The organism is Pseudomonas sp. RL (genome assembly GCF_000647775.1).
Taxonomy (GTDB): domain Bacteria; phylum Pseudomonadota; class Gammaproteobacteria; order Pseudomonadales; family Pseudomonadaceae; genus Serpens; species Serpens flexibilis.
Genome location: NZ_JBOY01000072.1, coordinates 16,379 through 29,161, shown reverse-complemented (window position 1 = coordinate 29,161; position 12,783 = coordinate 16,379). Strand labels below are relative to the sequence as shown.

Below are 12,783 nucleotides of genomic sequence, written 5' to 3'. Positions count from 1 at the left end.
TCACCCGCCAGCCGGCCTCGCCCTGCTGCAGGCGCTCGACCCGCGCCTGGCCGAGCAGCCGCACCGGGCCGTCGCGCAGGCAGTCGAGCAGGGCATCCTGCACCACGCGATTCTCGACGATGTGCCCGAGCACTTCGGCATGCACGCTGGCGGCCGAGAAGCGAATCTGACCCGTCCCCGAACCGTCCCACACGTGCATGTGCGCGTAGGGACTGCAGCGCCGCGCGCGGATGCCCGGCCAGGCGCCGAGACGTTCCAGCAGGTTCTGGCTGGCTGCCGACAGGGCGCTGACACGCGGCTCGAACGGGGCCGCCGGATCGAAAGGCCGGGGCTCGAGCGGGGCGCCATCCACCAGCAGGATGTCCAGCCCGCTGCCCTTCAAGGCCAGTGCCAGGGCGCTGCCGACCATGCCGGCGCCCACGATGATGATGTCCGCGTGCATGTCAGTCCCTCGTTAAATGATGCGGGCGCCCAGGCCCATGGCCTGCCGGGCGAACCAGTGCTTGGCCGGCGGCAGCAGGTCCAGGCCGAGCAATCCCAGATGGCGGGCCTGATCCAGCAGCGGCAGGTTGGTGCCGAACAGGCGGGTCAGGCGGTCGGAGAAGCCGATGGTCAGGTCCTGATCGAACCGCTGGCGCTCCTGGTAGCGCGTCAGGGTGGCCAGGTCGCCCAGTGCTTCCTCGCTTTCCAGCAGGGTCTCGGCCAGCGCCACGGCATCGCGCAGGCACAGGTTGAAGCCCTGACCGGCGATCGGATGCAGGCTGTGCACCGCATTGCCCAGCACCACCAGGTGCGGGCGCACCTGCTCACGGGCCTCGACCAGCGCCAGCGGATACAGGTGCCGGGCGCCAACGTGTTGGAAGCGCCCCAGGCGGTAGCCGAAAGCCTGCTGCAGCTCGTCGAGGAACGCGGGCTCGGGCAGCACCTGCAGGCGTTCGGCTTCCTGCGGGTCGCGGGTCCAGACCAGCACGCAGCGGTTGTCGAGGAACGGCAGCAGGGCCATCGGCCCCTGGGCGGTGAAGCGCTCGAAGGCTTCGCCACCATGGGGCAGGCTCGGCGTAACGTTGGCGATCAGCGCGCTCTGCCCGTAGGGGCGGCGCTCGACGCCAATGCCCAGCCGCTCGCGCAGCCCGGAGCGCCCGCCGTCGGCCAGTACCGCCAGGTCGCAGTCCAGGCACGCGCCATCCTTGAGTTGCAGCCGGTAGCCGTCAGGCAGCGCCTGCAGGTCGGTGACTTCCGCCGGGCAGCGCCAACTGACGACCTCGGGGTCGAGCGCCTGCCACAGGCAATGCCCGAGCCAGGCGTTCTCAGCCACATAGCCAAGGGCCGGCACGCGCTCGTCAGCGGCATGCATGCGGGTGGCGCCGAAACGCTCCCGCTCGGAAACATGGATGTGCAGGATCGGCTCTGCCCGCAGGGCCAGCCGCTGCCACAGGCCCAGCCGCTCGAAGATCAGCCGGCTGCCATAGGCCAGCGCCGAGGAGCGGGCGTCGTAACTGGGCTGATAGCTGTCGCCGGGCGCAAAGGGTTCGATCATCACGATGCGCCAGCCGCGCGCCCGCGCGCCGTCCTGCAGGGCCAGGGCCAGGCTGGCGCCGACCAGGCCTCCGCCGATGATCGCCAGCTCGACCCGTTCCATCAGGCGTGCTCCCGGTTTCCGGCCATCAGGGCCTCGATCTCGGCGACCGACTTGGGCACGTCGCCGGTGAGAATCTCGCAACCACTGGCGGTGACCACCACGTCATCCTCGATGCGCACACCGATGCCGCGCCAGCGGGGCTCGACCTGCTCGTTGTCCGGTGCGATATAGATGCCCGGCTCGACCGTCATGCACATGCCCGGCTCCAGCTCGCGCCATACGCCATTGACCTTGTAGTCGCCGACGTCGTGCACATCCATACCCAGCCAATGTCCGGCGCGGTGCATGTAGAAGGGCTTGTAGGCTTCGCGTTCGATCAGCGCATCCACCTCGCCCTGCAGCAGCCCCAGCTCGACCAGGCCGGCGGTGATCACCCGCACGGTGGCCTCATGCGCATCGTTCCAGCGCTTGCCGGGGGCGATGTGCCGGAAGGCTTCCAGATTGGCCTTGAGAACCAGCTCATAGATGGCCTTCTGTTCCGCCGTGAAGCGCCCGCTGACCGGGAAGGTGCGGGTGATGTCACTGGCGTAGCAGTCGATCTCGCAACCGGCGTCGATCAGCACCAGGTCGCCGTCGTTCAGCAGGGCGTCGTTCTCACGGTAGTGCAGGATGCAGGCGTTGCGCCCGGCGGCCACGATGGAACCGTAGGCCGGCAGACGCGCACCGCCCTTGCGGAATTCATAATCCAGTTCAGCTTCCAGGTGGTATTCGTACAGCCCGGCGCGGCTGGCCTGCATGGCGCGCACATGGGCGCGGGCGGAGACCTGCGCGGCGTAACGCATGACCGCCAGCTCCGCTTCGGACTTGCGCAGGCGCAGCGGATGCAGCAGCGGCGCCAGGGCCACGAACTCGCTTGGCGCCGTCACCCCCTGGCGCACCTTGGCGCGCACGCGGTTGACCCAGCCCATGACCTGCTGGTCGAAGCTGTCCTGCTGGCCGACGGCGTAGTAGACCCGGCGCCGGCTCTCCATCAGCGACGGCAGGAGCTCATCAATGGCCCGGATGGAAAAGGCATCGTCCGCACCGTGGTCGCGCACCGCGCCGTCCTGGCCGGCGCGCCGGCCATCCCAGAGCTCGCGTTCCGGATCGCGGTCGCGGCAGAACAGGATGTACTGCCCCTCATCGCGTCCCGGGATCAGCACCAGCACCGCCTCCGGCTCGGGGAAGCCGCTGAGGTACTGGAAATCGCTGTCCTGCCGATAGGTGTGCTCGACGTCGCTGTTGCGCAGCTGCAGCGGGGCCGCCGGCAGGATGGCGATGCTGCCGGGTTCCATGCGCGCCATCAGCGCGGCGCGACGGCGGGCGTATTCGTCTTGCGGGATGCGGATCATCGGCAGGTTCCGGTCAGTGCAGGGAGGGTTTGGCGGCAGGCGCATCGCGTCCGACGAACATCAGCAGCAGCGGGGCCAGACGCACGTATTCCATGACTTCCATATAGTCGCTCTCGCCGTCCTCGGACTCGTCGAGCGCGCTCTGCACCTGGGCAATGGCGGCCAGGTCCTGGAGCACTTCCATGGCCTCGGCGGACAGCGCCTGTTCGCGCGGCGCCAGACCGAAGCCGGAGAGGAACCCCTGGCACCATTGCCCCAGCGCGCTGGCCCGCTCGGCCAGCGGCGCGTCGTCGCCGGGCAGCAGCAGCACCATGGAAAACTCCTCGCTGGTCAGTTCCTCCTTGACCATTGCCTGCAGGCCCAGCAGCGCCTGGCGCACGTTGTCCTGCGGCTCGCTGCCGAGCAGCTCGCGGGCGTCTTCCAGCCAGCCGTCGGCCTCGAACCCCAGGCCCGCGCAACTGCGGCCGACCAGCAGGCCGTGCAGTTCGGCGGGGGAAACGGAATAGCCCGAGGAGGCGAGCAGGGTAGCGAAGGCGGCGTAGGGCGAGGTACTGGACATGACGACTCTGGGCGGGAAGCAGAAGGCTCCGTATCCTAGCAGCCCGAGGCGGGCAAGGCAGCCCTGGCGCACTGCCCCGCGACATCACGGCGCCGTCACGCACGGCGTTTGACCCCCTTGCGTCCTCCTCCCTATAGTCGGAGCCCCGTTGCCTCCCCGAGCCCTCATGGAAAACACCGAACTGCAGCGCCTGGCAGCGAAACTCGACGAGCTGCTCGAGCATTACGAACGTCTCAAAGCCCAGAACCGGCTGTTGCTGGCCAATGAAAGGGCCTGGCGCGAAGAACGCGCCCAATTGATCGAGAAGAACGAACTGGCTCGCCAGAAGGTCGAAGCGATGATTTCCCGCCTCAAGGCCCTGGAGCAGGACTCATGACCCCATCCACCACTGTCACCGTCACCATCCTCGACAAGGAATACTGCATCGCCTGCCCGAGCGATGCCCGCGCCAGCCTGGAAAACGCCGCACGCTTCCTGGACGGCAAGATGCGCGAGATCCGCCTGAGCGGGAAGGTCATCGGCTCCGAGCGCGTCGCGGTCATGGCCGCGCTGAACATCGCTCATGATCTGCAGCGCCTGCAGCAGCAGCAACAACAGCAGGACAGCCTGGCCCGCGAGCAGGTACGCGAACTGCTGGACCGGGTGGATACCGCCCTGGGCAGTGAGTGACTTGAGGGAAAAACGGCGTATACTCCCGGACAACTCCCTGGTGTGTGCGCCAGTTGGCACGTCCCTCTCCCGATAAGCAAAACTTCTGGAGGCCGTACGTGCAGCCCGTGTGCATATCCGCTCGACGGAGAGCCTTAAGGTTGCCGGCGGTCGCCACCTTGAACTCTCGGGTTCAAGGGTCACGCCGACAGCGGCATGCCGGGGAGTCGAATTCCATACCGCTGGCCCGGAGCATCCGCGCCGGCGGTTTTCATTTCAGGGCCGCCTCTCGCCATGATCCAGCGTGACGACCTTTCGCGCACCGAATTGCGCCGCCTGCTGCGCCAGCGGCGCCGCCAGCTGACCCCACTCGAGCAACGCCGCGCCGCGCGCGACCTCTACCGCCAGTTGAGCCACCATCCGCTGTTTCGCCGAGCCCGGCATGTGGCCCTGTATCTGGCCAACGATGGCGAAATCGATCCCGCCTTGCTGTTGCGCGAAGCCCAGCGACGCGGCAAGGCGACCTACCTGCCGGTACTCAACCCCTGGCCGCGCACCCGCATGGTGTTCCAGCGTCTGCGCAAGGGCGAGAAACTGCGACCCAATCGTTTCGGCATTCCCGAGCCACACTTCTGCCGCGCACGGCAACGCAAGGCCTGGACCCTGGATCTGATCTGCCTGCCACTGGTGGGTTTTGATGGGCGGGGCGGCCGCCTTGGCATGGGCGGCGGTTTCTACGACCGCAGCCTGGCGTATCTCGACCTGCGCAAAAATTGGCACAAGCCGACACTGATGGGCATGGCCCATCAGTGTCAGCAAGTGGATCATCTGGCGCTGGCCAGCTGGGATGTTCCCCTGCAGGCCACGGTGACCGACAGAGGCTGGTATTGCGCAGGGGCCGGCCGAGCCGGCCCGGAAACCGCGCAGCGCGCTTAGCGCTGCGACGTGGTGGGAGGCGCCTCGGCCTGGCGCTCCCAGAGACCCTGGGTATAGCCGGTAGTGACCATGCCCAGGCTGAACACAATAACCAGTACCCACAACAAATCGGGTTTTTGCCGTCTCATTGCCTTGTCTTCCCCTACAGACAACTTCAAGAATGCCGGTGGCTGTTTTTGTAGTAGGACGCTCGGTGAACTGAACGTCCGCTGACCTGCCGGCTCCAATGCCCGCGACTCGGACCAAAAGAGGAACGCAAAGTTCATGCCGTACTGGCTGATGAAATCCGAACCCGACGAACTGTCCAGCGCGGACCTATCACGTCTCGGCGAAGCGCGCTGGGACGGGGTTCGCAATTACCAGGCCCGAAACTTCCTGCGCGCCATGCAGCCGGGTGATCTCTTCCTGTTCTACCACTCCAGCTGCCCACGTCCGGGCGTGGCCGGCATCGGCCGCATCCTCGGCACGAGTTACCCGGACCCCACCGCGCTCCAACCGGAAAGCCACTATTTTGACATCAAGGCAACTTCCCAGCGGAACCCCTGGAGCGCCGTTGACGTCGGCCATGTGGAAACCTTCGATCGTGTCATCGAACTGCCGCGCCTGAAGACCGAGCCGGCGCTGGCCGACCTGCCGCTGGTGCAGAAGGGCAGCCGCCTTTCGGTGATGCCAGTGACACCGGCGCAATGGGAGGCCATCCTGGCGCTGCGTTGAGGGTTCCCGGGGGCTGTGCTAAACCCACAGCACTGCAAAGGATTTGCTCATGACCCGCGTCGCCCGCCCCCCCGCCGTCTACCTGTTGCTCGGCTTGCTGCTCTGCGCCCTGTGCGCGGGCAGCCTGCTGCTTTGGCAGCGGCTGGAAAACGACCGCCAGGCGCGCGCCCGGGAGCAACTGCACCTGCACGCCCAGCATCTGGCCCGCCAGTTCGAAGCCTACCTGGCAGACCGTGGAGTCAACCTGCAACGACTGGCCGAGCGCTGGAACAACGAGGGCCGGCTGCGCCGCGAAGACTGGCAACGCGAGGCGCGACTGCTGCTGACCGGACGCGACGGCTACCACGCCATCGAATGGCTGGACGCCGCGCGTCGTTTGCGCTGGCAGGTGCCCGCCGGACGCAGCGAACCCCTCGAACCGCCCAATCCCGACAGTGCGCTGGGCGCCCGCGACCAGGGCGAGCCGCATTTCAGCGGCAGCTTCCCCCTGGCCGATGGCAGCCCGGGCATGGCCCTGTACGTGCCCCTGTATGACCGCAACACCCCCGGTCCCGGCTTCGACGGCTACCTGCGGGGCACCTTTCGCCTCTCCGATCTGCTGGACAGCTGGCTGACGCGCCTGGGTGAGTGGCGCTTCAGCGTGGCGCTGCTGGAGCAGGATCAGACCCTCCATGATCAGAATCTTGCCAACTCCGCTACTGATCTGCGCCAGCGGGTGTCGCTCAGCCTGCCCGGCGAGCCGGTATTCACCCTGCTGCTCACCCCCACCACGGAGATCCTGCAACGCCTGAACACGCCATGGCCGCGCGTGGTCCTGGGCGCCAGCCTGTCCATCAGCCTGCTGCTGGTGGCTGCGCTGTACCTGGCACTGGAAAACCACCGCCGGGCCTCCGCCCTGCTGGTCAGCAACCGTTTACTGCGGGCCGAGGCGCAGCGACGCCGGCGCATTGCCGCCCGCCTGCGCGAAAGCCGCGCGCAGCAGCGCCTGATCCTGGAACTGACCGATTTCAGCCGCGACGGGCTGTTCATTCTCGATCTCCAGGCGCACGCGTTCCTCTACATGAACCGCGCCATCCATGTCGGCCTCGGCTACGACCGCGAGACCTTCCACACCCTGTTTCAACGCGATCCCGAGCACCTCATGCCCGGCTACCAACAATGGCTGGACGAAGTACGCCAGCTGCACCGCGAGGGCTCGCCACGCCTGCTGCAGCGCGAGCTGCGCTGCCAGGACGGCACCCTGCAGCCGGCGGAGATCAGCACCCAGCTGGTGGAACGCGCGGGCCGTGAATTTCTTATCGGCGTGTCGCGCGACAACACCGAACGGTTGCGCATGGAGGCACGCCTGCAGCGGCTTTCCCAGCAGGACGGACTGACCGGCCTGCACAACCGGCGCTTCTTCGACCAGCAACTGCAGGCCGAATGGCGACGCCTGCGCCGGCTCGGCACGCCCCTGTCGCTGCTGCTGGTGGATATCGACCACTTCAAGCGCTACAACGACAGCCTCGGCCACCTGGCGGGGGACGACGCCCTGCGGCGCGTCGGTCGACTGCTGCACGAATGCCTGCAGCGCGAGGGAGACGTGGCCTGCCGCTACGGTGGCGAGGAGTTCGCCATCATCCTCGCCAACACCCGCCTGGAGGGTGCCGAGCACCTGGCCGCGCGCATCCACGAGCGCCTCGCGGAACTGGCCCTGCCGCATCCGGAGAGCCCACTCGGGCGCCTGACCCTGAGCATCGGTATCGCCACCTCCGACCTGGAATGCCAGGACAGTCCGCAACGCCTGATCGCCCACTGCGATCAGGCGCTGTACCGCGCCAAGCACGGCGGTCGCAACCGCAGCTGTGTCTGGTCGCGGCTTGATGGTCATCAACACTCCACGCCCCCGCTGTCGGCAGAATAAACTCCTTCCTTTGCAGCGGGCCTCCCTACGGTAAGGAGCGGAGCATGACCAAGAGCACACGCTGGATCACCCGTGTGGGCATCCCCCTCGCCATCATCGCCGGCCTTGCCGGCCTGGCCTGGTACGAGCTTCGCCCCAGCGGCCTGGGTGACGGCTTCGCCTCGGGCAATGGCCGCATCGAGGCCACCGAGGTCGACGTGGCCACCAAACTCGGCGGCCGGGTAGCGGCCATCGATGTGGAGGAAGGCGACTTCGTGGACGCCGGCCAGGTGCTGGCGCGCATGGATACCCAGGTACTCGAAGCCCAGCTGGCCCAGGCGCGCGCCCAACTGCGCCAGGCCGAGAATGCCATCCACACCGCACGCGCCCAGGTGGCCCTGCGCGAAAGCGAGAAGAGCACCGCCGAGGCCGTGGTTCGCCAGCGCCAGGCAGAACTCGCCGCCGCACAGAAGCGCCACGCGCGCAGTCAGACGCTGGTGAAGAGCAACGCCGTGCCGCGCCAGCAGCTGGACGACGATCTGGCCGCCCTGCAGAGCGCTCAGGCCGCGCTGGCTGCCTCGCGCTCCCAGGTCAGTTCCGCCGAGGCCGGCATCGCCGCCGCCCAGTCGCAGGTCATCGAGGCGCAATCCGCGGTGGAGGCGGCACAGGCCAGTGTCACCCGCCTGCAGGTGGACATCGACGACAGCCAGCTCAAGGCGCCGCGCGCCGGCCGGGTGCAGTACCGTATCAGCCAGCCGGGCGAGGTGCTCGGTGCCGGCGGCAAGCTGCTCAATCTGGTCGATCTGTCCGACGTCTACATGACCTTCTTCCTGCCCGAGCGCCAGGCCGGGCGCGTGGCGCTGGGCGCCGAGGCGCGTCTGGTGGTCGACGCGGCCCCCGAGTACGTGATTCCGGCGCGCATCACCTACGTGGCCAGCGTCGCCCAGTTCACGCCCAAGACCGTGGAGACCACCAGCGAGCGGGAGAAGATGATGTTTCGCGTCAAGGCGCGCATCGACCCCGACCTGCTGCGCAAGCACCTGGCCCACGTAAAGACCGGCGTGCCGGGCATGGCCTACCTGCGGCTTGATCCGGCGGCCGAGTGGCCGGCGCACCTGGCGATCAAGGTTCCGCAATGAGCGCCGCGGGCGAGCCGGTCGCGCGGCTCCAGGGGGTCGGCCTGCGCTACGGCAAGACCCGCGCGCTGGCCGACATCGACCTGGAGCTGCCCGCGCAGCGCATGGTCGGCCTGATCGGCCCGGACGGCGTCGGCAAGTCCAGCCTGCTGGCGCTGGTCGCCGGCGCCCGCAGGATCCAGGACGGCCGCGTCGCGGCGCTAGGCGGCGACATGGCCGATCCGCGCCACCGCCGGCGTGTCTGCCCGCACATCGCCTACATGCCCCAGGGGCTGGGCAAGAACCTTTATCCGACGCTCTCGGTGGTGGAGAACCTCGACTTCTTCGGCCGCCTGTTCGGCCAGCGCCAGGCCGAGCGCGAACGACGCATCGACGAGCTGCTGCGCAGCACCGGCCTGTCAGCGTTCCGTGAACGCCCGGCCGGCAAGCTCTCCGGTGGCATGAAGCAGAAGCTCGGCCTGTGCTGCGCGCTGATCCACGACCCGGACCTGCTGATCCTCGACGAGCCGACCACCGGTGTCGATCCACTGTCGCGCAACCAGTTCTGGGAGCTGATCGCGCGCATCCGCGCCGAACGCCCGCAGATGAGCGTGCTGGTGGCCACCGCCTACATGGAGGAGGCCGAACGCTTCGACTGGCTGGTGGCCATGGATGCCGGCCGGGTGCTGGCCGCCGGCACGCCCGCCGAGCTGCGCCAGCAGAGCGCGAGCAGCAGCCTGGAGGAAGCGTTCATCGCCCTGTTGCCGGAGGAAAAACGCCGGGAACACCGCCAGCTGGTGATTCCGCCACGCCCCTCTGGCGAGACGGACATTGCCATCGAGGCACACGGCCTGACCATGCGTTTCGGCGACTTCGTGGCGGTTCGCGACGTGAACCTGCGCATCCCGCGCGGCGAAATCTTTGGCTTCCTCGGCTCGAACGGCTGCGGCAAGTCCACCACCATGAAAATGCTCACCGGCCTGCTGCCGGCCAGCGAGGGGGAGGCCTTCCTGTTCGGCCAGCCGGTCGATCCCCACGACCTGCAGACCCGACGACGGGTCGGCTACATGTCGCAGGCCTTTTCGCTGTACCGCGAGCTGACCGTCGAGCAGAACCTCGACCTGCATGCCCGGCTGTTCCAGATGCCCCAAGAACGCATCGCGCCACGCATCGCCGAACTGGCCGAGCGCTTCGACCTGCGCCCGGTGATGGACCAGCTGCCCGAGCGCCTGCCGCTCGGCCTGCGCCAGCGCCTGTCGCTGGCCGTGGCGGTGATCCACGAGCCGGAGCTGCTGATCCTCGACGAGCCCACCTCGGGCGTCGATCCGGTGGCCCGCGACGGCTTCTGGCAGTTGATGATCGACCTGTCGCGGCGCGACGGCGTGACTATCTTCATCTCCACCCATTTCATGAACGAGGCGCAGCGCTGCGATCGCATCTCGCTGATGCACGCCGGCGTGGTGCTGGACAGCGGCACGCCGCAGGAGCTGATGGAACGGCGCGGGCTGCCCAGTCTGGAAGCCACCTTCATCGCCTACCTGGAGGAGGCGGCCGGCGCCGACACGCCCGCTCCGAAGACGCCCGCCACCTCGATCGCCGCGCCGCTGGCCCGGCAGCCGCGCCAGCGCTTCAGCCTGCTGCGCCTGTTCAGCTACGCGCGCCGCGAGTCCCTGGAGCTGCGTCGCGACCCGATCCGCGGCAGCATGGCGCTGCTCGGCAGCCTGCTGCTGCTGTTCATCATCGGCTACGGCATCAGCCTGGATGTCGAGGACCTGTCGTTCGCGGTGCTCGACCACGACCAGACCACCACCAGCCAGGCCTACAGCCTGAACCTGTCCGGCTCGCGCTACTTCCTCGAGAAACCGCCCCTGCGCGATCACGCCGACCTCGACCGGCGCTTGCGCAGCGGCGAGATCAGCCTGGCAGTGGAAATCCCCCCCGGCTTCGGCCGTGAGCTCAAGCGTGGCGCCAGCCCCGCCATCGCGGCCTGGGTGGATGGCGCCATGCCGACCCGCGCCGAAACCATCAAGGGCTACGTGCAGGGCATCCATAATGACTACCTGCAGAATCTGGCCCGCGCGGCCGGCCAGTCCACCGCGCTGCCAGCCTCGCTGGAGGTCCGCTACCGCTACAACCCGGACGTGGAAAGCCTCAAGGCCATGGTGCCGGCGGTGATTCCGCTGCTGCTGATGCTCATCCCGGCCATGCTCACCGCCCTGGGCGTGGTGCGCGAAAAGGAGCTGGGCTCGATCATCAACCTGTACGTCACGCCGGTGACCCGCCTGGAATTCCTGCTCGGCAAGCAGTTGCCATACCTGGCACTCGGCCTGCTGAATTTCGTCCTGCTGGTCGTGGCGGCAATCACCCTGTTCGATGTACCGCTCAAGGGCAGCCCGCTGACCCTGCTGCTTGGCGCCGTGCTCTACCTGGGCTGCGCCACCGCGCTGGGGCTGCTGATGTCCACCTTCACCCGCAGCCAGATCGCCGCGGTGTTCGGCACCGCCATCGCCACGCTGATCCCCGCCATCCAGTTCTCCGGGCTGATCTACCCGGTTTCCTCGCTGGAAGGCTTCGGGGCCGTGATCGGTCAGCTGTATCCCACCTCGCATTTCCTGGTCATCAGCCGCGGGGTGTTCTCCAAGGCGCTGGGCTTCGGCGACCTGGGTAGCTACCTGCTGCCGCTGGCCATCACCATTCCCGTCCTGCTGGCGCTGTGCACCAGCCTGTTGAAGAAGCAGGAGGCCTGAGATGCGTCGCAGCAACGTGCTGAACCTGGGCATCAAGGAGCTGCGCAGCCTGTATCGCGACGTGGCGCTGCTGTTGCTGATCGCCTGGGCCTTCACCCTGGGAGTCTACACCGCCGCCAGCAGCATGCCGGAAAGCCTGCACCATGCCAGCCTCGCAGTGGTCGACGAGGACCGCTCACCGCTGTCGATGCGCATCATCAACGCCTTCCAGCCGCCGTTCTTCCTGCCGCCGCAGTTGATCGACCTCAACCAGATGGACCGTGGCATGGATGCCGGCGACTACACCTTCACCCTGAACATTCCGCCGAACTTCCAGCGCGACCTGCTGGCCGGACGCCAGCCGACGGCGCAGCTGAATGTGGACGCCACCCAGGTGAGCCAGGCATTCACCGGCGCCGGCTACATCCAGAGCATCGCCGCCAGCGAGATTGCCGAGTTCCTGCAGCGCCACCGGGGCGGCAGCAACCAGGCCGTGGAGCTGGAGATGCGCGTGGCCTTCAACCCCAACCTGACCCGTTCCTGGTTCGGCTCGGTGATGGAAGTGATCAACCAGATCACCATGCTGTCGATCATCCTCACCGGGGCGGCACTGATCCGCGAACGCGAACACGGCACCGTCGAGCACCTGCTGGTGATGCCGGTGACGCCGCTGGAGATCATGCTCGGCAAGGTCTGGTCGATGGGCCTGGTGGTACTCGGCGCGACCGCGCTGTCTCTGGTGGTGGTGGTGCAGGGCTGGCTGCAGGTGCCTATCGAGGGTTCGCTGTGGCTGTTCCTGTTCGGCGCCGCTCTGCACCTGTTCGCCACCACCTCGATGGGCATCTTCTTCGGTACGGTGGCGCGCTCGATGCCGCAGCTCGGCCTGCTGATCATCCTGGTGCTGATGCCGCTGCAGATTCTCTCCGGCGGCACCACGCCACGCGAAAGCATGCCGGAGGTGGTGCAGTACATCATGCTGGTGGCGCCAACCACCCACTTCGTCAGCCTGGCCCAGGCAATCCTCTACCGCGGCGCTGGGCTGGCCATCGTCTGGCCGCAGCTGCTGGCCATCCTGGGCATCGGTGCGCTGTTCTTCTTCGGCGCGCTGGCGCGCTTTCGCAAGACGCTGGCGCAGATGGCCTGAGGGCTGCTGCACCCATCTTTTGTAGGAGCGGCTTCAGCCGCGATGCTTTGGTGCGGGCCGACGCCAGAAGCTCGCGACTGAAGTCGCTC

12 protein-coding genes, 1 other RNA gene and 1 pseudogene are annotated in these 12,783 nt (G+C 67.7%); 9 read left to right on the top strand and 5 right to left on the bottom strand.

The window, feature by feature from the left end; all coding sequences use genetic code 11:
* The 4 genes and pseudogenes from AS93_RS0112835 to AS93_RS0112820 all read right to left on the bottom strand — a co-directional run.
* Window positions 1–442 (bottom strand): annotated as a pseudogene (locus tag AS93_RS0112835) (2-octaprenyl-3-methyl-6-methoxy-1,4-benzoquinol hydroxylase); the annotation flags it as partial.
* 12 nt (window positions 443–454) lie between these two features.
* Window positions 455–1,639, bottom strand: a complete 1,185-nt coding sequence (ubiH, locus tag AS93_RS0112830; protein ID WP_027590993.1) for a 2-octaprenyl-6-methoxyphenyl hydroxylase — start codon at window positions 1,637–1,639, stop codon at window positions 455–457.
* Window positions 1,639–2,970 (bottom strand): Xaa-Pro aminopeptidase, encoded by a 1,332-nt coding sequence (gene pepP / locus AS93_RS0112825; protein WP_027590992.1) that lies wholly within the window; start codon window positions 2,968–2,970, stop codon window positions 1,639–1,641. Before pepP ends, ubiH begins: the two co-directional genes overlap by 1 nt.
* A 13-nt stretch (window positions 2,971–2,983) precedes the next feature.
* Window positions 2,984–3,529 (bottom strand): YecA family protein, encoded by a 546-nt coding sequence (locus tag AS93_RS0112820; RefSeq protein ID WP_027590991.1) that lies wholly within the window; start codon window positions 3,527–3,529, stop codon window positions 2,984–2,986.
* A gap of 166 nt (window positions 3,530–3,695) precedes the next feature.
* On the opposite strand from AS93_RS0112820, the gene AS93_RS0112815 reads away from it, so the two are divergent.
* The 4 genes from AS93_RS0112815 (at window position 3,696) to AS93_RS19340 (ending at window position 5,113) form a co-directional block, all read left to right on the top strand.
* The gene (locus AS93_RS0112815; protein ID WP_027590990.1) at window positions 3,696–3,905 is read left to right on the top strand and encodes a TIGR02449 family protein; all 210 of its coding nucleotides are present in this window, start codon (window positions 3,696–3,698) and stop codon (window positions 3,903–3,905) included.
* Entirely contained in the window at window positions 3,902–4,198 is a 297-nt protein-coding gene (locus AS93_RS0112810) for a cell division protein ZapA (RefSeq protein WP_027590989.1), read from the top strand. The genes AS93_RS0112815 and AS93_RS0112810 overlap by 4 nt, the downstream gene beginning before the upstream one ends.
* A gap of 31 nt (window positions 4,199–4,229) precedes the next feature.
* Window positions 4,230–4,407: non-coding RNA, 6S RNA (gene ssrS / locus AS93_RS20345), on the top strand.
* A gap of 64 nt (window positions 4,408–4,471) precedes the next feature.
* Window positions 4,472–5,113: a 5-formyltetrahydrofolate cyclo-ligase gene (locus tag AS93_RS19340; protein WP_051587471.1), complete on the top strand. Its 642-nt coding sequence runs from the start codon at window positions 4,472–4,474 to the stop codon at window positions 5,111–5,113.
* Here AS93_RS19340 and AS93_RS21120 read toward each other — a convergent pair.
* Window positions 5,110–5,241 carry a hypothetical protein gene (locus tag AS93_RS21120; protein WP_256214752.1) on the bottom strand — a complete coding sequence of 44 codons (132 nt, stop codon included), beginning with the start codon at window positions 5,239–5,241 and terminating at the stop codon, window positions 5,110–5,112. The genes AS93_RS19340 and AS93_RS21120 overlap by 4 nt on opposite strands.
* Before the next feature lie 136 nt (window positions 5,242–5,377).
* Between AS93_RS21120 and AS93_RS0112795 the strand changes: the two genes are divergently transcribed.
* Genes AS93_RS0112795 through AS93_RS0112775 form a run of 5 tightly spaced genes read left to right on the top strand, consistent with a single transcriptional unit; the run spans window position 5,378 to window position 12,694 of the window.
* Window positions 5,378–5,827 carry an EVE domain-containing protein gene (locus AS93_RS0112795; RefSeq protein ID WP_027590988.1) on the top strand — a complete coding sequence of 150 codons (450 nt, stop codon included), beginning with the start codon at window positions 5,378–5,380 and terminating at the stop codon, window positions 5,825–5,827.
* A gap of 49 nt (window positions 5,828–5,876) precedes the next feature.
* The gene (locus AS93_RS0112790) at window positions 5,877–7,730 is read left to right on the top strand and encodes a diguanylate cyclase (protein WP_027590987.1); all 1,854 of its coding nucleotides are present in this window, start codon (window positions 5,877–5,879) and stop codon (window positions 7,728–7,730) included.
* A gap of 44 nt (window positions 7,731–7,774) precedes the next feature.
* A complete protein-coding gene (locus AS93_RS0112785; RefSeq protein ID WP_027590986.1) occupies window positions 7,775–8,848 on the top strand; it encodes an HlyD family efflux transporter periplasmic adaptor subunit in 1,074 nt (357 codons plus the stop codon).
* Window positions 8,845–11,571: a ribosome-associated ATPase/putative transporter RbbA gene (rbbA, locus tag AS93_RS0112780; protein ID WP_027590985.1), complete on the top strand. Its 2,727-nt coding sequence runs from the start codon at window positions 8,845–8,847 to the stop codon at window positions 11,569–11,571. Before AS93_RS0112785 ends, rbbA begins: the two co-directional genes overlap by 4 nt.
* A gap of 1 nt (window position 11,572) precedes the next feature.
* A complete protein-coding gene (locus AS93_RS0112775; RefSeq protein ID WP_027590984.1) occupies window positions 11,573–12,694 on the top strand; it encodes an ABC transporter permease in 1,122 nt (373 codons plus the stop codon).
* Window positions 12,695–12,783 lie beyond the last annotated feature (89 nt).

What these genes read in the sequence shown, in the direction of transcription:
- ubiH (WP_027590993.1), bottom strand. Translation starts at nt 1,639, where the DNA reads ATGGAACGGGTCGAGCTGGCGATCATCGGCGGAGGCCTGGTCGGCGCC.
- pepP (WP_027590992.1), bottom strand. Translation starts at nt 2,970, where the DNA reads ATGATCCGCATCCCGCAAGACGAATACGCCCGCCGTCGCGCCGCGCTG.
- AS93_RS0112820 (WP_027590991.1), bottom strand. Translation starts at nt 3,529, where the DNA reads ATGTCCAGTACCTCGCCCTACGCCGCCTTCGCTACCCTGCTCGCCTCC.
- AS93_RS0112815 (WP_027590990.1), top strand. Translation starts at nt 3,696, where the DNA reads ATGGAAAACACCGAACTGCAGCGCCTGGCAGCGAAACTCGACGAGCTG.
- AS93_RS0112810 (WP_027590989.1), top strand. Translation starts at nt 3,902, where the DNA reads ATGACCCCATCCACCACTGTCACCGTCACCATCCTCGACAAGGAATAC.
- AS93_RS19340 (WP_051587471.1), top strand. Translation starts at nt 4,472, where the DNA reads ATGATCCAGCGTGACGACCTTTCGCGCACCGAATTGCGCCGCCTGCTG.
- AS93_RS21120 (WP_256214752.1), bottom strand. Translation starts at nt 5,241, where the DNA reads ATGAGACGGCAAAAACCCGATTTGTTGTGGGTACTGGTTATTGTGTTC.
- AS93_RS0112795 (WP_027590988.1), top strand. Translation starts at nt 5,378, where the DNA reads ATGCCGTACTGGCTGATGAAATCCGAACCCGACGAACTGTCCAGCGCG.
- AS93_RS0112790 (WP_027590987.1), top strand. Translation starts at nt 5,877, where the DNA reads ATGACCCGCGTCGCCCGCCCCCCCGCCGTCTACCTGTTGCTCGGCTTG.
- AS93_RS0112785 (WP_027590986.1), top strand. Translation starts at nt 7,775, where the DNA reads ATGACCAAGAGCACACGCTGGATCACCCGTGTGGGCATCCCCCTCGCC.
- rbbA (WP_027590985.1), top strand. Translation starts at nt 8,845, where the DNA reads ATGAGCGCCGCGGGCGAGCCGGTCGCGCGGCTCCAGGGGGTCGGCCTG.
- AS93_RS0112775 (WP_027590984.1), top strand. Translation starts at nt 11,573, where the DNA reads ATGCGTCGCAGCAACGTGCTGAACCTGGGCATCAAGGAGCTGCGCAGC.